Source organism: Leptospira alstonii serovar Sichuan str. 79601, assembly GCF_000347175.1.
GTDB classification, from domain to species: Bacteria; Spirochaetota; Leptospiria; order Leptospirales; family Leptospiraceae; genus Leptospira; species Leptospira alstonii.
In genome coordinates this window covers 1-15,724 of sequence record NZ_ANIK01000106.1, presented here as the reverse complement: position 1 = coordinate 15,724, position 15,724 = coordinate 1, and the positions used below count along the sequence as shown (strand labels likewise).

General features: G+C 43.7%; 10 protein-coding genes, 1 tRNA gene and 1 pseudogene. 6 read left to right on the top strand and 6 right to left on the bottom strand.

Annotated elements, in window-relative coordinates; genetic code table 11:
• A partial coding sequence (locus LEP1GSC194_RS18085) for an IS4 family transposase (RefSeq protein WP_020772098.1) occupies positions 1-628 on the top strand: 628 nt, incomplete at its 5' end.
• 124 nt (positions 629-752) lie between these two features.
• Here LEP1GSC194_RS18085 and LEP1GSC194_RS18080 read toward each other — a convergent pair.
• From LEP1GSC194_RS18080 to LEP1GSC194_RS18060, 5 genes are all read right to left on the bottom strand, one after another.
• Entirely contained in the window at positions 753-3,500 is a 2,748-nt protein-coding gene (locus tag LEP1GSC194_RS18080) for a biotin/lipoyl-containing protein (protein WP_020774943.1), read from the bottom strand.
• Between the two features lie 5 nt (positions 3,501-3,505).
• Positions 3,506-5,158, bottom strand: coding sequence for an acyl-CoA carboxylase subunit beta (locus LEP1GSC194_RS18075; RefSeq protein WP_020774940.1), 1,653 nt, complete (start codon positions 5,156-5,158; stop codon positions 3,506-3,508).
• A gap of 91 nt (positions 5,159-5,249) precedes the next feature.
• Positions 5,250-5,579, bottom strand: coding sequence for an STAS domain-containing protein (locus LEP1GSC194_RS18070; protein WP_020774938.1), 330 nt, complete (start codon positions 5,577-5,579; stop codon positions 5,250-5,252).
• The gene (locus tag LEP1GSC194_RS18065; protein WP_020774942.1) at positions 5,563-8,379 is read right to left on the bottom strand and encodes a SpoIIE family protein phosphatase; all 2,817 of its coding nucleotides are present in this window, start codon (positions 8,377-8,379) and stop codon (positions 5,563-5,565) included. The genes LEP1GSC194_RS18070 and LEP1GSC194_RS18065 overlap by 17 nt, the downstream gene beginning before the upstream one ends.
• 9 nt (positions 8,380-8,388) lie before the next feature.
• Positions 8,389-8,697: a hypothetical protein gene (locus tag LEP1GSC194_RS18060; protein WP_002996070.1), complete on the bottom strand. Its 309-nt coding sequence runs from the start codon at positions 8,695-8,697 to the stop codon at positions 8,389-8,391.
• A 63-nt stretch (positions 8,698-8,760) separates the two neighbouring features.
• On the opposite strand from LEP1GSC194_RS18060, the gene LEP1GSC194_RS18055 reads away from it, so the two are divergent.
• From LEP1GSC194_RS18055 to LEP1GSC194_RS23685, 5 genes and pseudogenes are all read left to right on the top strand, one after another.
• Positions 8,761-8,833 (top strand) — tRNA-Ala (locus LEP1GSC194_RS18055).
• Between the two features lie 113 nt (positions 8,834-8,946).
• Positions 8,947-9,633 carry a hypothetical protein gene (locus LEP1GSC194_RS18050; RefSeq protein WP_017808826.1) on the top strand — a complete coding sequence of 229 codons (687 nt, stop codon included), beginning with the start codon at positions 8,947-8,949 and terminating at the stop codon, positions 9,631-9,633.
• A gap of 2 nt (positions 9,634-9,635) precedes the next feature.
• Positions 9,636-10,172: a peptide deformylase gene (gene def / locus LEP1GSC194_RS18045; RefSeq protein ID WP_020774944.1), complete on the top strand. Its 537-nt coding sequence runs from the start codon at positions 9,636-9,638 to the stop codon at positions 10,170-10,172.
• A 21-nt stretch (positions 10,173-10,193) separates the two neighbouring features.
• A complete protein-coding gene (locus tag LEP1GSC194_RS18040) occupies positions 10,194-13,436 on the top strand; it encodes an efflux RND transporter permease subunit (RefSeq protein ID WP_020774939.1) in 3,243 nt (1,080 codons plus the stop codon).
• Between the two features lie 436 nt (positions 13,437-13,872).
• Positions 13,873-14,062, top strand: a pseudogene (locus LEP1GSC194_RS23685) (IS5/IS1182 family transposase); the annotation flags it as partial.
• Between the two features lie 86 nt (positions 14,063-14,148).
• Here LEP1GSC194_RS23685 and LEP1GSC194_RS18035 read toward each other — a convergent pair.
• On the bottom strand, positions 14,149-15,252 hold the full coding sequence (locus LEP1GSC194_RS18035; RefSeq protein WP_036043714.1) for a PepSY-associated TM helix domain-containing protein: 1,104 nt from the start codon (positions 15,250-15,252) through the stop codon (positions 14,149-14,151).
• Between the last annotated feature and the right edge of the window lie 472 nt (positions 15,253-15,724).

Here is a 15,724-nt window from a genome sequence, read left to right as displayed (position 1 = left end):
TAGGAAAAAAGGAAAGGAGGCGAGGGAAGCAACAATCGAACTTCGATTTGAAAAGCTAACGATAAAACCTCCTCAATACAAGAAATTAGAAAATATTGATATGTATGCGTTAACCGCAACCGAGGTAGGCGGACCTCCGGAAGAATCTATCGATTGGAAATTTCTAACCACAATTCCTATTCACAATTCGGACGATGCAAAAAGTATGATCGCCTATTACAAAAGCCGCTGGGGTATTGAAGTTTTCTTCAAGGTTTTAAAGTCTGGATGTAATATTGAATCTACTCAATTTAAATTTGGGAATCGATTCAAAGCTTGTATTGCTGTCTGCGCTATTGTTGCTTGGAGAGTTATGATGTTAACATTCTTAGGTAGAAATATTCCAGGTTTAAAAGCATCCATCCTATTCGAGTCTTTTGAATGGAAAGGCATTTATTGTCGACTTTTTGAAACTCCGAAACCTCCTAAGGAAGAACCCGAGTTAGGAACCGTCTTACTGTGGATTGCTAAATTAGGCGGGCACTTGGCTCGCAATTCCGATGCTCCTCCGGGCCCCCTTACCATTTTTAAAGGCCTTATGAGAGCTATGGAAATCGGGTTTATGTTTAAATTACTCACGAAAACCTAACTTGTGGGTAAGGTTATGATAGAGAGCGTTTCAGCCAACACTTTAAGGATTCGAATACGAAATAAAAACCGACGAATGTCTTGGCTCGTCGGTAGTATTTCGCACTCACAATTTCGAAAAAAAATTATACCAAACTGAGAGTGGTTTTCTTTTTTCTTTCCGCGATCTCCGCTTCGGTCTCGATATGAATCACCTCGTCGGGAACGATTTTAAAAATCGTCTGACCTTTAGAGATGATCTTTCCGTCGCTGTCGTTTAACAAAATTTCCTTTACGGTTCCGCTGAAAGGAGCCGAGATCTTGTTGAACATCTTCATCACTTCTACGATAAACAGAGGTTGCCCGGCCTTAAAATGATCCCCTACTTTGACCATCGACGGAAGATCCGGCGCTTCTTTGGAATAGAACATTCCTCCCATAGGGGCTACGATTTCATCGGAGCTTGCTTTTGGAGGCGGGGCGAGGAATTTAATGAAAGCGTCTCTCGTATCGGATTTTTTGAATTCTTCCGGAAGGATCGCTTCGAGTTTTTCATCCACTTCCAAATTGTAAAATCCTGAGTTTAGTCCGGCGGAAGGAAGAAGTTTCAACAACTCGAGCCCCGCCTGAAAGCCGTTATGCGACCCAACGACGGAAGCTAAAATTCCGGAGTCGATTCCTGAAATGGATTTGCCCGCGTTCAAAGCCGTTACGAGTTCGATCGAGTCCGCTGCGATTCCCGTTCTTTTGGAAAGTTCCTGGTAAAACGCGAGAGCCTTTTGAAGAATTTCATCGTCGTGATCCCAGATTTGTTCGGATGGCGGTTGATACGGATCGGCTTCCATATTCAGATAATGATAGAGATCCGCTAAAATAAAGATCGGATTTCGGAGCCATTCGATTTTGGAGCCGGAAATCTTCCAGGAATGATTCAGATGAAATCCGATAAATCCCGCAACCAAGTGTGCGTCTTTCAGTAATTCTCCGATCGGTCTCGTAATCAAAGTCAACTTTCTGCTCAGAACCTTTTTTGCATCGGAAGAAGCGGCCTCTGAAATCGTTTTTTTCCAAGCGATTTCCAAATCCACGTCCTTTACGATCTTCTCCAACGCTCCCACTCCCGCGAGATACGAAATCATAAACGCGGTGGAAGGTTTGAACATCGCGTCCTTTCCCAGAATCCAGTTGATCAAACCGTAATGAACCAAAAGATTCGTTTGGAGATCGTAACCTCTGAGCTCCGTTTTTCTGAGGATATTCCCCAGACGAACCAAATTGTCCTTACGATTTTCTCCGTGAGAAATCAAAAGCGCAATATTGGAATCGTAAGCTCCGGCTACTTTATAATGTACGAATAAACCCATATCCGGGTTGCGGATGCTGATCCCTTGGTCGTCTCGGATTTCGTCCGGGAGAGGTTTGGACCAGTTCATGATCACTCCGCCCGCGTGCGGTTGGATCGCTTTGTTAGTCGCATTAATACGAACTTCCGCGCCGGAAGGATATCGTAAAATTCTTTCCGGCTTTTGGAGTCTTTTTCCGTGAAGAGAAAGAAGCGCCATCGCTTCGATCAAACTGTCCACGATGAAAAATTCATTCTGATTTTCCGAATTCTTAAACTTCAGAGAATACACCATTTCGGTGACCCTGTGTTCTACTTGAATCCGAGTGTTCACTTCCATAAAGAAGTGATTGGTTCCTTCTATGATGGATTCGAACGTGGAAACGCTGTTGAGTTTTACGGCCTCGCCGAAACGTTCGGATTGTTCTTCCATTTCGCGGAGAACTTTCAGATCGCCTTTGAGAACTTCCGCTTTTTTCGGATGAGTAGCCGCACAAGTCGCGATTTCTTTTTCCAATAATTCCTGAGTCAGGGAAAGTTCGAGGAGTTTCTGTTCGTGCATCTGAACCGAACAGTCCCTACCTCCGAGAGCCAGGCACCATTCTCCGTTTCCGATGAGCTGGATCTCGTTGTGTCTTGTGTTTTCTATGTTTAATTCGATGAGGAAGTTTTTGTTCGTTCCCGGAGCTGTAACTTTCGACTCGGAAAGAATTTCTTGAACCGCACCTTTGACTTCTTCGATTTTGGAAACGACCCTTTGTCCCTTTCCGCCGCCGCCGCCGATGTATTTAAAACGAATTCGATTTTTGGAATATTTTTCCCAAATTTTCTTACATTCTTTTTCGGCTTCGGCTTGAAGATCCGCGATGGAAACGAGTTCGATAATTTTAGAATATCCTAATCCGAGCAAATTCTCGGCGTTTACTTCCAAAGATACGGAGGAATCGAAAGTAAAATCGATTCCTTTATCTTTTGCGAATTTCTCCATAGCCTTTGCGTCCGGAGCTTTTGCAATCAAAGCAAGGGAAGAAACGTTATCCACACCGGGAGTTACCGAAACGTTGAGCTTCCTCGCGATTTTTTTGGCCGCATCCTTAGAACCCGCCTGATCGGCGACGTACGAAGCGGGGCCCATAAAAACGATTCCGCTTTTTTCGATCGCGGAAATGAATTCGGAATCCTCCGCCATAAATCCGTAACCGGCAAAGATATGAGTGTATTTATTTTCCTTTGCGATGGAAATGATCTGTTCGATCCGTTCCATTTTCTCTTCCTTTCCCGCTCCCATATAATCCGGAACACGGTGTATATTATGAGGAAAACGAAAACCTCTTAGTTCCGGAGCCAGAGCCATCGGATAAACGACGGAATCTTTTTCCGAAAGTAAAATTCCGTATTCTCTGATTCCGATCGAATCGAAAATTTCCATCGCCTCTTTTCGAACCGGTCCCCGGCAAACGATCAGACATTTGATCGATTCCAAGGAGAAGGAACGGATCCAAGGCGAATTGGATTGATGAAATTGAATGCGATTGTTTTGAAAGTCGATCATATCGATTACTCAAACTCCCTTTGAGGTCCGGACAACGGAGCCGGTTTATAATGTCGGATTAAATAATCCAGATTTTGGTGGAGAATACTTCTGGTTGTTCCCGGTAAAACGATTCCGGAAACGGAACCCAGAGAAAGGGCTTCTTTAGGATTCATCAGTTCTTTTTCATACTGAGCGGAAAGTGTCTGAAGTTTTTTGTCTCTGACGACAACCGCCTCCTTTTCGGGCATCCCCTTCTTTACGTTTTCCTGATATTCTTTTTGAATCGCGGAAACCTCGTCTTTGTAGACGTAGTCTTTTCCTGCGGGGCCCATCACGGCAATTCTTGCGGTAGGAAGCGCAAACACCATGTCCGCCCCCGTGTGGTAGGAGTTAAAACAAGCGTAAGCTCCCCCGAAAGCGTTTCGAATAATCAAAGTTAAACGAGGCGTACGGATGTCGATGATGGAATCCAGAAGTTTTCTTCCTTCGAGAACGATTCCGTTTTGTTCCTGTTCTTTTCCGGGTAAAAATCCGGTCGTATCTTCCAAAAAAACGATCGGGATATTGTAAAGATTACAGAAACGAATGAATCTGGTTCCTTTTCTCGCGGCGCCGATGTCGATCTGACCGGAGGCGACGGCGGAATTGTTTGCGACAAAAGCAATCACGTGTCCCCCGATTCTTCCGAACGCCGTAACTAGGTTTCTGGATCTTTGCGGTTGGATTTCGAAATACTGACCGTGATCGCAGATGTTCTGCAAATACAAAGTGATGTCGAAAGGAGTATTCATTCCCGTCGGAGAATTGAACGTCTTCTTAAAAAGAATTTCTTCTTCGTAGATGAATCGATCCGTCGGATCGGAGGTGGGATGAAACGGCGCCAAGGAACGGTTGTTATCCGGAAGGTACGATAATAAACGAAGCGCGGTTCTCAGAGATCCCAACTCGTCTCCGGTTACGATATCGACTACGCCGCTTTGCCCATGAACTTTGGGTCCGCCTAAATCATCCGCGGAGATATCTTCGCCTAATACCGATTTAACGACGCCGGGACCCGTTAAACCGAAGAAGGTGTTCTCACACTGGATCATAAACGATCCTTGACGAGGAAGATAAGCACCTCCCCCCGCATTGAATCCGAACATGAGCATCAAACTCGGAACTACGCCGCTGATTTTTCTGAGCGCCGTAAACGCCTCGCTGTAACCGTCGAGTCCGCCCACTCCCGCGGGAACGTAAGCTCCGGCGGAATCGTTCATCCCTATCAAAGGAATCCCGTGTTCTCCGGCCATGTAAATCAGTCTTGCGAGCTTACTTCCGTTCGTCGCATCCATCGAACCCGCGCGAAGAGTAAAGTCGTGGCCGTAGACGGCGACGTCTCTACCGTTGATGTTTAAAATTCCGGTAACGAGGGAAGCGCCGTCGAGACTCTTTCCCCAGTTTTGATAAAGAATATTGGGTTCTTGTTCGGTGAGAACCTTGATTCTTTCCCAGACAGTCATCCTATCTTTCGAATGTTGGACGAGAATCCTGTCGACCCCCCCGCCTGTGAGAGGTTTGTTCAGGAGTTCTTTTCCTAATTCGTTTGCCTCTTCGTAAAGACCGTGAGTTTTAGGAACGTCAGGTTCGGAAGTGGATTGGAACGGATTTTCCAGGGAGTATTTTGCTTCGGACATAAGAGAACCTTTCAATGGAATAAAATAAATCCAGTTTTTAGAGAAAGGATTCTCGGGAAAGTTAAATTCGATCTTTGCGTGGCGAGAGAAACTATTTTATAGCGGATTCGAGAGTTTCAAAAATGCTGAACATAGAATTCATATCAATGATTTCGAAAACCCTTTTCACCGCCGGTTTGATTCCCGCCAGTCTGAACTCAACGTCTTTTTCTTTGCAGATTCTAAGAGCGGCGACGATGATTCTAAGTCCCGCAGAAGAGATGAATTCGACGGAAGAAAGATCTAAAACCAAAATGCGGGAATTTCCCGTCTTGATCTGATCCATAAACGCGGACTCGATTTTATGAGTGTTATGAACGTCTAAGTTTCCGATCAAATGGATGATTTTGGAATGGTTCTTAATTTCAGACGTTATTTCCATTGGAAGCCTTATTTTGAAAATTCTTTTTGAGAACTAAAACGTTCTTTCCGCCTTCGCTGGAATAATCGACCGAATCCATAAGCTTTTCGATTAGATAAACTCCGAATCCGCCTTTTCTTTTGCCGCTCAAGTTGTCCTCGATCGAAGGTTCTTGAACGTTCTTCCTCTGAAAGACTTTCCCGGAATCAATTAATACAATGGTAATCCAATCGCCTGTAAAGCGTATTTTACATTCGAATTTAGGATTTTTCAAATCCGTATTTTCATAACCGTGCATTACGATATTCGTACCCGCTTCGTCGCAAGCTAAAAGAATATCGTCCCTCTGAGAGTCTTCCAAATTTCGGACCTTGATCGTTTCGTAGACAAATTCTCTGAACAAAGGAATCGAAGCAGTGCTCGCGTCAAAAACCCGTGAGAACTGATAGTTATCGTTGAACTTGAGGATCATCACCGTAAAATCGTCGAAGAGTTCGGGCGCTCCCGAAAATTCCCGCACGAGTCCGAAAAGTTCCTCGATGATCCGTTCGGAAGGAAGATGTTTTCTTACGATAACTTCTCGGATCATTCTTTCCAAACCGAACTCTTCGTCTTTCGCGTTTTTTTCTTCGATCGCGCCGTCGGTATAAAGAATGACCATGTCCTCCGGTTCCACGATCAAACTTCCTCCTTTGTAACTTGCGGAAGGAACCACTCCCAAGGGAGGACCGGAACCTTTGATGAGCTCCCAGGAACCGTCCTTTCGAATCAAAACCTGATCGTTATGACCGGCGGACGCATAATCCAATGTGAATATTGCCGGATTGTAATGGATGAAAAACGTAGTCACAAACATTCCGTTATGCGAATCTTCGTAGATGAGTGCATTTCCTTGTTTGAGAATGTCTTCGGGGTCCAGATCGTGATTTCTGGCAAGAGTACGGATGATGGAGGAACTCATCGCCATAAAAATCGCGGCAGGAAGACTTTTTCCGGATACGTCCGATACGAGAAAAGAATATTGTCCGTCTTGGTATTGATAGTAATCGTAAAAGTCCCCGGAAACTTCCTTGGCGGGAACGGACTTAACTCCCAGATCGAAGTTGGAATGAAACTTCTTCGATTCGGGAAGAATATTCTTTTGAATTTCCCTCGTGATCTCGATTTCCCTTTCCAAGGAACGTTGCATCGCCTTTCTGGAAATCATCTCGTTCTGGAGTTTTAAGGTTTCGTGTCCCCTCGCGATCAAGGACGCAAACGTCCGTAAAAGTCTCAACTGAGAATGATTGTAGGAAAGTTTATCCACACGATCCGAAACGGTAATCGCTCCGAAAGGTTTTTTTCCCTGGTGTGTTAAGGGAAGAACGATGTAAGACCCTTTGAGATATTCCAGGTCGAGTCCGTGAGTAAATGCAAAATTTTGAATATCTTCTTTGACGGTCGTTTTTTCCTCTTCGATGGAACGATGAATAAAACTACCCTGATAGTCCGCGGTTCTAAGAATTTCCACGGTCTTTTCCAACGTGTAAGAAATCGAAGTGAGAACTCCCATCCTTCGATTGATGAGAAAAATTCCGGTTTTACCCGCGTCCATCTCCCTGTGAATCACCGGAACGGATTGTTTCATCAGGTCCGCTTGGCTTTTAGCGGAGGAAACCACTTGCGAAAGTTCGAATAAACTTTCGAGTTCGGATACTTTTTTTCTGAGATCCTTGTTCGCGTCCTCCAGATTTTGTAAAAGCCCGGTCTTTTGAATCGCAAGCGCGGAGGTTCCCGAAAAACTTAAGAAAAGTTCCAGGTCCGCCTCGGTAAAAAAAGTTCGATCGATCGTATTGATCGCTTCGATAACCCCGATCACCTGACCTTCCACCAAAAGAGGAGCCGCCATGATATTTCTCGTCACAAAATGGGACGCCTTGTCCACTTCCCGATACACTCGCGGATCGTTCATCGCGTCGTTGATGATCATCGGTTTTTTGTCCTGGACGACCATCCCCGCGACACCTTTTCCCACCGGAACCCGGACCTTCGTGACCTCGTCTCTTTTTTCTCCCAAAACCGTATGAAAGTACAGATATTCCTTCGTATCGTCCAAAAGAAGAACGCTACAAGCCTCGGTTCGAAATACGGATTTGGAAGAAAGCATAATCGCTTCCAAAAGTTGGGAAAGATCCAGGGACTTGTTGATGAGCCCCGATACTCGAATGATTTCGGTTAACAAAAAATCGAAACGATCGGTTTGTTTTCGGATCTGCACCGATTCGAGTGCGACCCTGGAGATGGTCATCAAAGAAAGAACGACTAAGGAGGATTCCCCCGAAATGAAAGATTCTTCCAAAAGATCGGATATGATTCGAACGGTCGCTTTTAAATGTACAAAGTCGGATTCCCTAAATTCTCCGCCTTCCCCGTCCGATCTCCCTAAAAAGATCGTTCCGAATATTTTCTTTTGATCTTCGGAGGAAGAGTCCCCTAGTTCTCCCACGTGCAACACACAACAGACCGAATTTTGTTCCAAAGCGGGAATCAGTTTGTTCGGACTGTCGCCTTTTTTGAGATTGAAGTCCTGACCGGTTTTAAAACAAAACTCCGAGACGAGTTTTGCCTCTTCGATGGCGTTCGAAGGCGGATTTCCGTAAATGGATTTGAGAGTTCCGTCTTCTAAACGAAAACTGAATATTCCAAATTGTGCGGATGTTAGATGAATGATTTCCGTGAGGAGGGATTCGAAAACAACGGCTAGACCCGGATTGTCTTCCAGATAAAGATTTCCATCAGAACCCTGTCTGAGGAGGGAATCCTGTTTTTTGTTCGAGGTCAAAGCGGAGAATCAGCCGGTTTGAAATTTTAGGGATTCTTCTCGAAGTTTCTTATTTACACTTTCCAACTCTTTAATGCGAGACAAAGCCCCCATCAATTCTTCGCGGGAAAGATTGGTGACCACGTTGGTGGCGTCGAAAGCTTCCTTAACATCCTTGAGTTCCCTTCCGGAATACTGAATGATCCCTTCATACATACGGATAATTTCGTCCGCATTCGCCAATTCCTGCTCGTTGAGTCTTAAAACTTTTTCATAACCTTTGATTATATCGTTTTGGATCTTTATTTTTTTTCGCAAATCTTCGATCGACTCACTCATCCTTAACCGCTCCTATATTTATTATTGACTTCAAAGAAATTGATAAAAACTTGATTCTCAAGCGGGGACGTAGCTCAGTTGGGAGAGCGTTTGAATGGCATTCAAAAGGTCGGGGGTTCGATTCCCCTCGTCTCCACATTCGAAATTTGAGTTTTTAGACTTTAAACTCTCTGTCAAATCCTTTTAGGCATTCCCTCCCACGGAAAGAATGTTCGGTGAAGAAATGGAAATCCGTATTTCACATCCATTATGTCCGACCTAATCCGAATCGTTCGGTTTGAAACCGAAAATACAAATCCGCTCCTCATCATCCCCGATCCCTTAAGCAAGCTACACGCGGAGTCATTTCTCTCCTCTTATTCCGTAAGAGTTTTCGAACTCTCCTTAAACCCGATAGAACTCGTTTTTCCTAAATTCGAAGACTGCATCAATCTGTTATCTCGGGAAATTCTAGATTCGAAACGAAAGGTCAAATTGATAGGAGAGGGTTTGTTTTCCGGAATGGTTTTCGAACTTCTAAAAAAAATTCCGCAGGCGATAGAAGCGGCTTGTGTTCTAAGTCCCCCGCTTTCTCAAACCGACGCGAATTGGATGCCTAAAAATGTGGAATGGATTTTAGAACGCTTCCCCCCTTGGTTTTTACTTTCGAGAGAACTTCATTCTTTTTACGAATCCTTGGAACAAAGTTTTCGGTTCGGTTTCACCGATTCCAAGTATTTGCCCGCGATCGTTTTTACGAAAAATTCGGGAAAGATCACGAAACAAATACAAATATTCGGAGAAACGATCCAAAGATTTCCGGTTTTTAGAATCGAAACCTCCGATCCCGAATCGATACAAGATCTTCTGAAGAATTTGATTTTGAAAATTCTTGCGGAGGTTCCGATTTCTTCTGTCCAAAAAAAGTCAAAATTTAAGATAGAACCTGGTTTTTAAGTATGTCAGTCAGAAAAATTTTAAGAATGGGAGATCCGATTCTCCGCCAAGTCTCGGAGCCGGTCACGGAGAACGAAATTCAAACCAAAGAATTCAAAAAGCTGATCCGCGATATGTTCGATACGATGCGTCACGCGGAAGGGGTCGGACTCGCGGCTCCTCAGATCGGAATTTTGAAACAAATCGTAGTCGTAGGTTCCGAGGATAACGAACGTTATCCGGGAACTCCGGACGTTCCCGAACGTGTCATTATAAATCCGATCATAACCCCCCTTACAAAAAATATTTCCGGTTTTTGGGAAGGTTGTCTTTCCGTTCCCGGAATGCGTGGTTACGTGGAAAGACCGAATCAAATCAGAATGCAGTGGATGGACGAAAAGGGAAATCGATTCGACGAAACGATAGACGGTTACAAAGCGGTCGTCTATCAGCACGAATGCGATCATCTTCTGGGAGTTCTCTACGTGGACAGACTGAAAGATACGAAACTATTCGGCTTTAACGAAACTCTAGATTCTTCCAACAACGTCTTAGATTAAAAAAACATAAATTAACAATATATGAAATCGCTCGTCGAGTATTTTCTCTCTAAAAGTATATTCGTAAACCTTCTTACTTTTTTGATCATTCTAATCGGCGGATTTACCGCCGTGAGGATGAATCGCGAAGCCTTCCCCAACATCAACTTCGACATCGTCAGCGTCGTAACGGTTTTTCCCGGAGCTTCTCCCGCCGAGATCGAAAAATTGGTCACGAAACCTCTGGAAGAAGCGATCAAAGAAGTGGATGGAATCAAAGAATTCAGATCCGCTTCGATCGAAAATCGCTCCGGCATCGTGATCACTTTGGACCCGGATTCCAAAAACACTCAGAAGGTCGTGGACGATATAAAATCCGCGATCGATCGGGTGGAAGATCTTCCGGAAGAAGCCGAAGACCCGCTCGTCACGGAAATCACGACCTCCAGACAACCCGTGATCGAAATCGATATCAGCCTGAAATCGAACGATTCGAGTATCGAAGCCGAAAAACGACTCAAAGCCCAGGCAAAAATCGTGGAACAAGCGTTGGAAGACATTCCGGGTGTCGCGAGAATTTCCAAACGAGGTTGGAGAGATACGGAGATGCAGGTGGACATCGATCCCGCGGCCATGTTTTCCAAATATCTCACGAGTCAGGACATCATTTTTGCATTAAAAAACCGTAATATTAATTTTCCCGGCGGAAATATAGCGGGAAATCAGAAGGAAGTGATCCTAAGGACCATCGGAGAATTCGATTCTCCGAAAGAAATCGAGGAAGTTCATATCCGATCCAACGAGATAGGAAATTCGATCCGGATCGACAATGTGGCAAGAGTTACCGAAGGCCTGAAAGAGGCTGAATATCTGGATAAGGTCAACGGAAGAAAAACGATCGCTCTGACGGTTATCAAACGGGAAAAAGCCGACGCGATCCTCGTCGTAGACGAGGCGAAAAAGATCATCGAGGAATTCAAAAAAAATTCCAAGGACGAATTCGAATACGCGTTCGTAAACGACCTTTCCAAATATATCCGAAGAAGATTAGGCGTTCTGCTTTCCAACGCGATCGGCGGACTTGTTCTCGTAACGGCTTCGTTGTTCTTATTTTTGGGATGGAGGGTCGCTCTCATGACGGCGCTCGGGATTCCGGTTTCTTTCGGGGCCACGTTCGTCATCATGAATTATATGGGCCTTACCCTAAATCTGATTTCCATGTTCGGTCTGATTATCGTGGTGGGGATCCTGGTCGACGACGCGATCATCATCTGTGAAAACGTGTATCGTTATATGGAAGAAGGGATGCCCGCTTACGAAGCCGCGTTAAAGGGAACGAGCGAAGTGATTGATCCCGTTACGGCTACCGTTACCACAACCGTGGCGGCCTTCGCTCCGATGCTTTTTATGACCGGAATTTTCGGGAAGTTCATCTACAGCATTCCGTTAGTCGTCATTATCGCGTTACTCGCCTCTCTTTCGGAGGCGTTTTTCATTCTTCCTTCTCACTTATACGATATCAATAAACATAAGTTTCATTCCGGCGAAATCAAGGAAGAAAGCGGATGGTTCTATAGACTCAAGGTCGATTATTACCTTCCACTTCTCAAGTTTGCGCTCAAACATAGACTTCAAATTTTTATCTATTTGTTTGCGATGCTCGTGGGAAGTTTCGCGCTTTTCGCCGTTTTTGGAAAGTTTAAACTCTTTCCCGGCTCCGTGGATGTGTTTCAGATCAAACTTACGGGTCAAACCGGAATGTCCCTTCAGGAAACGGAAAGATTCACTCACGTTTTAGAAAGGGAACTCGCAAAAATTTCCAAAGAGGAAATCGAGAATTACGTAACCAGAGTCGGAATCATTCAAAAAGATCCGAACGATCCTTTCACCAAACGCGGAAAACACTACGCTCAAATTCTCGTATATCTGACTCCCGAAGAAAATAGAAAAAGAGCGACCGACATGATCATCTCGGAAGTGAGGGAAAAAACGATCTGGCTTTTGAACGAAAAGTCCGTGAAAACTCTCGAAGAAACCCGTAAAAAGGAAGCGGAGAAAAAAAAGGAAGAATACAAACCTTTCCATCTAAACGCTTTCCCCTCGGAATTCTCCCGCTTCAAAGGACAATTACTCGCTTTGGATTTTGAAAAAATCTCAGGCGGTCCCCCCGTCGGTAAACCTGTGGCCATCGAGATCAAGGGGGACGACTACGACAAACTCATCGCGATCGGAGAAGAATACAAGGCCGTGATGGCTAAGGTTCCTGGTGTTACGGATATCGGTGACGATTTTAACGAAGGTAAGGACGAGATTAGAATCAAGGTAAACGAATCCCTGGCCTCGACTGCGGGAGTTTCCGTATTCAAAGTATCACAGGCGATCAATACGGCGTTCCAAGGAACCGTAGCGACGAAGATCAAACGAGCCGACGAGGAAGTGGAAGTTAAGGTTCGTTTTCCGGAAGAGGTAAGAAAATCCATCGGATCTTTGAACAACGTCTTTGTGAGCAATCAATTGGGAAAACTCATTCCCGTATCGAGGCTGATTACCTACGTTCGCGAACCGGGTTTTGCAAACATCAATCACTTGGACGGGAAACGCATTCTTACGGTTACGGCTAACTTGGACGAAAGTAAAACCGACACAAGAAGAGCTAACGCGGAAATCTCAAAACTTTCCCAAGGAATCATCGACAAGTATCCCGGTTATCGAATGCGTTTCGGCGGAGAGAATAAGGACACGGAAGAATCGCTCGCAAGTTTGGGGCGAGCCTTTCTAATTGCGTTTATCATCATCTTTATGATTCTCGCTTCTCTCTTTCGTTCTTTGATTCAACCGGTAATCGTAGTCAGTTCGATTCCGTTTTCCTTAATCGGCGTGATTTTAGCGTTCGTTCTTCACGGTGAATACTTCGGGTTCCTCGCCTTTCTTGGAATCGTCGGACTCGCGGGAGTCGTAGTAAACGATTCGATCGTTCTTGTGGATTTTGCAAATCAGTTGAAGTTGGAAAAACCGGGGGAAGATATAGATTCGATTCTTGTCGAAACGGGACTCTTACGACTCAGACCCGTAGTTTTAACGACGGTAACCACCGTTCTCGGTTTACTTCCGACGGCTTATGGAATCGGAGGGCGAGATCCGTTCCTAGTTCCCATGGCTCTCGCTTTCGGGTGGGGGCTTGCCTTTTCCTCCTTTTTGACCTTAGTTGCGGTTCCGGTTTTATACAAGACGGTTCACAATACTCAGTTAAGAATGAACCGATTGTTTTCAAGATTAAAAGTATGAAACGCATTCTTTTTTAAGAATTTATCCTAAAACTTTCGCAATGTTAAAACTTCCTTGTCGAAGCGGAAAAGTAAACGGGTTTTAGGATAAACGGCTCATTTTAGTCGTCTCCGAAAAGGTCTGAAATGACGAATAATGTGAATAAGTTGCTTTTCAAGATTCAATTGTAAAAGAGAAAATCGCCGGAAAGAAAGATCCAATTAAGAGAAAGTTATAAACGAAGAGTAAATTATCGTTAATTCGACGTAAAAAGATCTGAGCGAATCGCTCGCAAATTTCATAGATAAAAATTGCTCGCGACCGCGCTTTTCGTTCCAATCTGCAAAGCAACATGTTGTATTATTAGTATATTCCAAAATATTCATACTTAGAATCATGTTGCATTGCAGGATTTCCACTACAATCGCTTTCGCATTTGCAAAACCGAACTCAAGTTAAATTAACGTCAATTCGGCAAGGACGTCACTTCCATGTAGGACAAAGTTAAACGCGCCAAAAAAAACGAAACGTTTCAAACGTATTTGGGCTGCATAAAACGTGACATAGAGCGAAAAGTAGAAAATCATAATAAACGACTTAAATCTTTTTTGGAAATCCCCGAACGAATCTTATTGATCTCTATAAATATGGATTCGCTCGGCAAGTGTTGAAAAACGCATTAAGAAGAAAATCGGATTCAATTATGATTTTATAATATGTATCAATTTGAGCATTACAAAGATAAGTTGGCGTTCTTCCTTCTTCTTTTTGAATTCCGTTTTGAGATAAAAATCCCCATTCCTGAAAGTAATAAAACTCCTGGAGCAAGTCCTAAAATGACCCAAAGGATTTTTGTGACGATTCCCCCGAACGTTCCGAAGTGAATAGGACGGAACGAATCTAAAATTCCATAAAATAGATTTTCATTCGAAAGATTGAAAACTTTCAATCGTTTCCCCGACTCCGAATCAAAAACAAAATACGAACCGAACCTACTTCGAAACGGACTTTGCTCTTGTTCGGTTCCGTAAAATTGAATCGGATCTTTCTCGTGATGGTGCGGAAAGGAAATAAAACCGAGACGAAACCCGTGGATTTGAGACTCGGCGTCTCGCAACAAAAGGTCCATTGAAACGGATTCGTTGAAAAACTTCCCCACTTTTTTTTCTTCTGCAAACCCATTCACCCAAAGCACCGAAATAAATTGCGCGTTCCACCAGGCACCCGTAGCTCCGAGCGCCATATTAAAAACCAAAGTAAATACTCCGACCATCTTATGAAGGTCCGAAAAATACGTTCGAAACGATTGGTTAGTTCGAAGCCGGAATAAATTTTGCCAAATACTTCGATAGAGAATCATTCCACTGATTCCTTGAAAAACAAATACGATTCCCAAGATTCCCGTCAAAAAATATCCGAAATTTCCCATAAACAAACTATAATGTAGTTTTAACATCCAACCGTAAAAAGAATCGGATCGGTCTTCCGCGAGCGTTCCTAAAATTTCTCCCGTATAAGGATTTAATAAAATTACGGATTCTTTTCTCTGATTCGAATCTAAAAAATGAAGCCAAACTTGATCCGGTCGATTTTGTTCTTCGGAAAATAACCAACCAGCCAAGGCGTGAGTAGGAAGAGTTTGATTTAATTTTTCTCGAAGCGTATCGATACTTAACCGCTCCTTTCCGTTAACGACACACCACTGCTTCGGGTTCAATAGTCGATCGATTTCAAAACCGAAAACCAAAAAAGAACCGCTTAAACCAATCACTACTAAAAATAGGCCGCTACAGATTCCCAAAATTGTATGTAATTTATATAGTCGTTTTCTATTCATAGAAAAGGGCGCAAGTTAGTAAACAGCTTCAAGTCATTTTTTGATTTCAGGTCTCAATATCAATTTAAATTTTAAAATCCCAAAGATCAATTTAAGATCTTGAGAAAGCAAAGAAAGGTCCACTAAACCTTCGTTTGATTTTTCGTTTACTCGTATGCTGCTTTTCTTGTTACTTCACAAGTCATTTACACAAGATCGCTGGCGCTCTTGTGAGGAACTTTTGTTTCCGGAAAATTAATCTTTCTGTTTTTCGAATAGAAAGGGATTAAGACTTTGCATCACAATTATATGTTGTAAAGCCATAACTCTGATTCCTGACATCTACCCACTGATCCCTAATACGACGGTTATCGTATCGTTTCTTCTTTGCGATTTTTCAGACAAAAAAGGCCCGGAGGAAACCGAGCCTTAAGAAGGAAGGGATGGTTTGAAAACAGAAAAAGTAGCGTGACCTAACACCCTCGGGACTTCC

Excerpts from the sequence above, each read along its gene's own strand:
- LEP1GSC194_RS18035 (WP_036043714.1), bottom strand. The coding sequence starts at position 15,252 with ATGAATAGAAAACGACTATATAAATTACATACAATTTTGGGAATCTGT.
- LEP1GSC194_RS18050 (WP_017808826.1), top strand. The coding sequence starts at position 8,947 with ATGTCCGACCTAATCCGAATCGTTCGGTTTGAAACCGAAAATACAAAT.
- LEP1GSC194_RS18075 (WP_020774940.1), bottom strand. The coding sequence starts at position 5,158 with ATGTCCGAAGCAAAATACTCCCTGGAAAATCCGTTCCAATCCACTTCC.
- LEP1GSC194_RS18080 (WP_020774943.1), bottom strand. The coding sequence starts at position 3,500 with ATGATCGACTTTCAAAACAATCGCATTCAATTTCATCAATCCAATTCG.
- LEP1GSC194_RS18070 (WP_020774938.1), bottom strand. The coding sequence starts at position 5,579 with ATGGAAATAACGTCTGAAATTAAGAACCATTCCAAAATCATCCATTTG.
- def (WP_020774944.1), top strand. The coding sequence starts at position 9,636 with ATGTCAGTCAGAAAAATTTTAAGAATGGGAGATCCGATTCTCCGCCAA.
- LEP1GSC194_RS18040 (WP_020774939.1), top strand. The coding sequence starts at position 10,194 with ATGAAATCGCTCGTCGAGTATTTTCTCTCTAAAAGTATATTCGTAAAC.
- LEP1GSC194_RS18060 (WP_002996070.1), bottom strand. The coding sequence starts at position 8,697 with ATGAGTGAGTCGATCGAAGATTTGCGAAAAAAAATAAAGATCCAAAAC.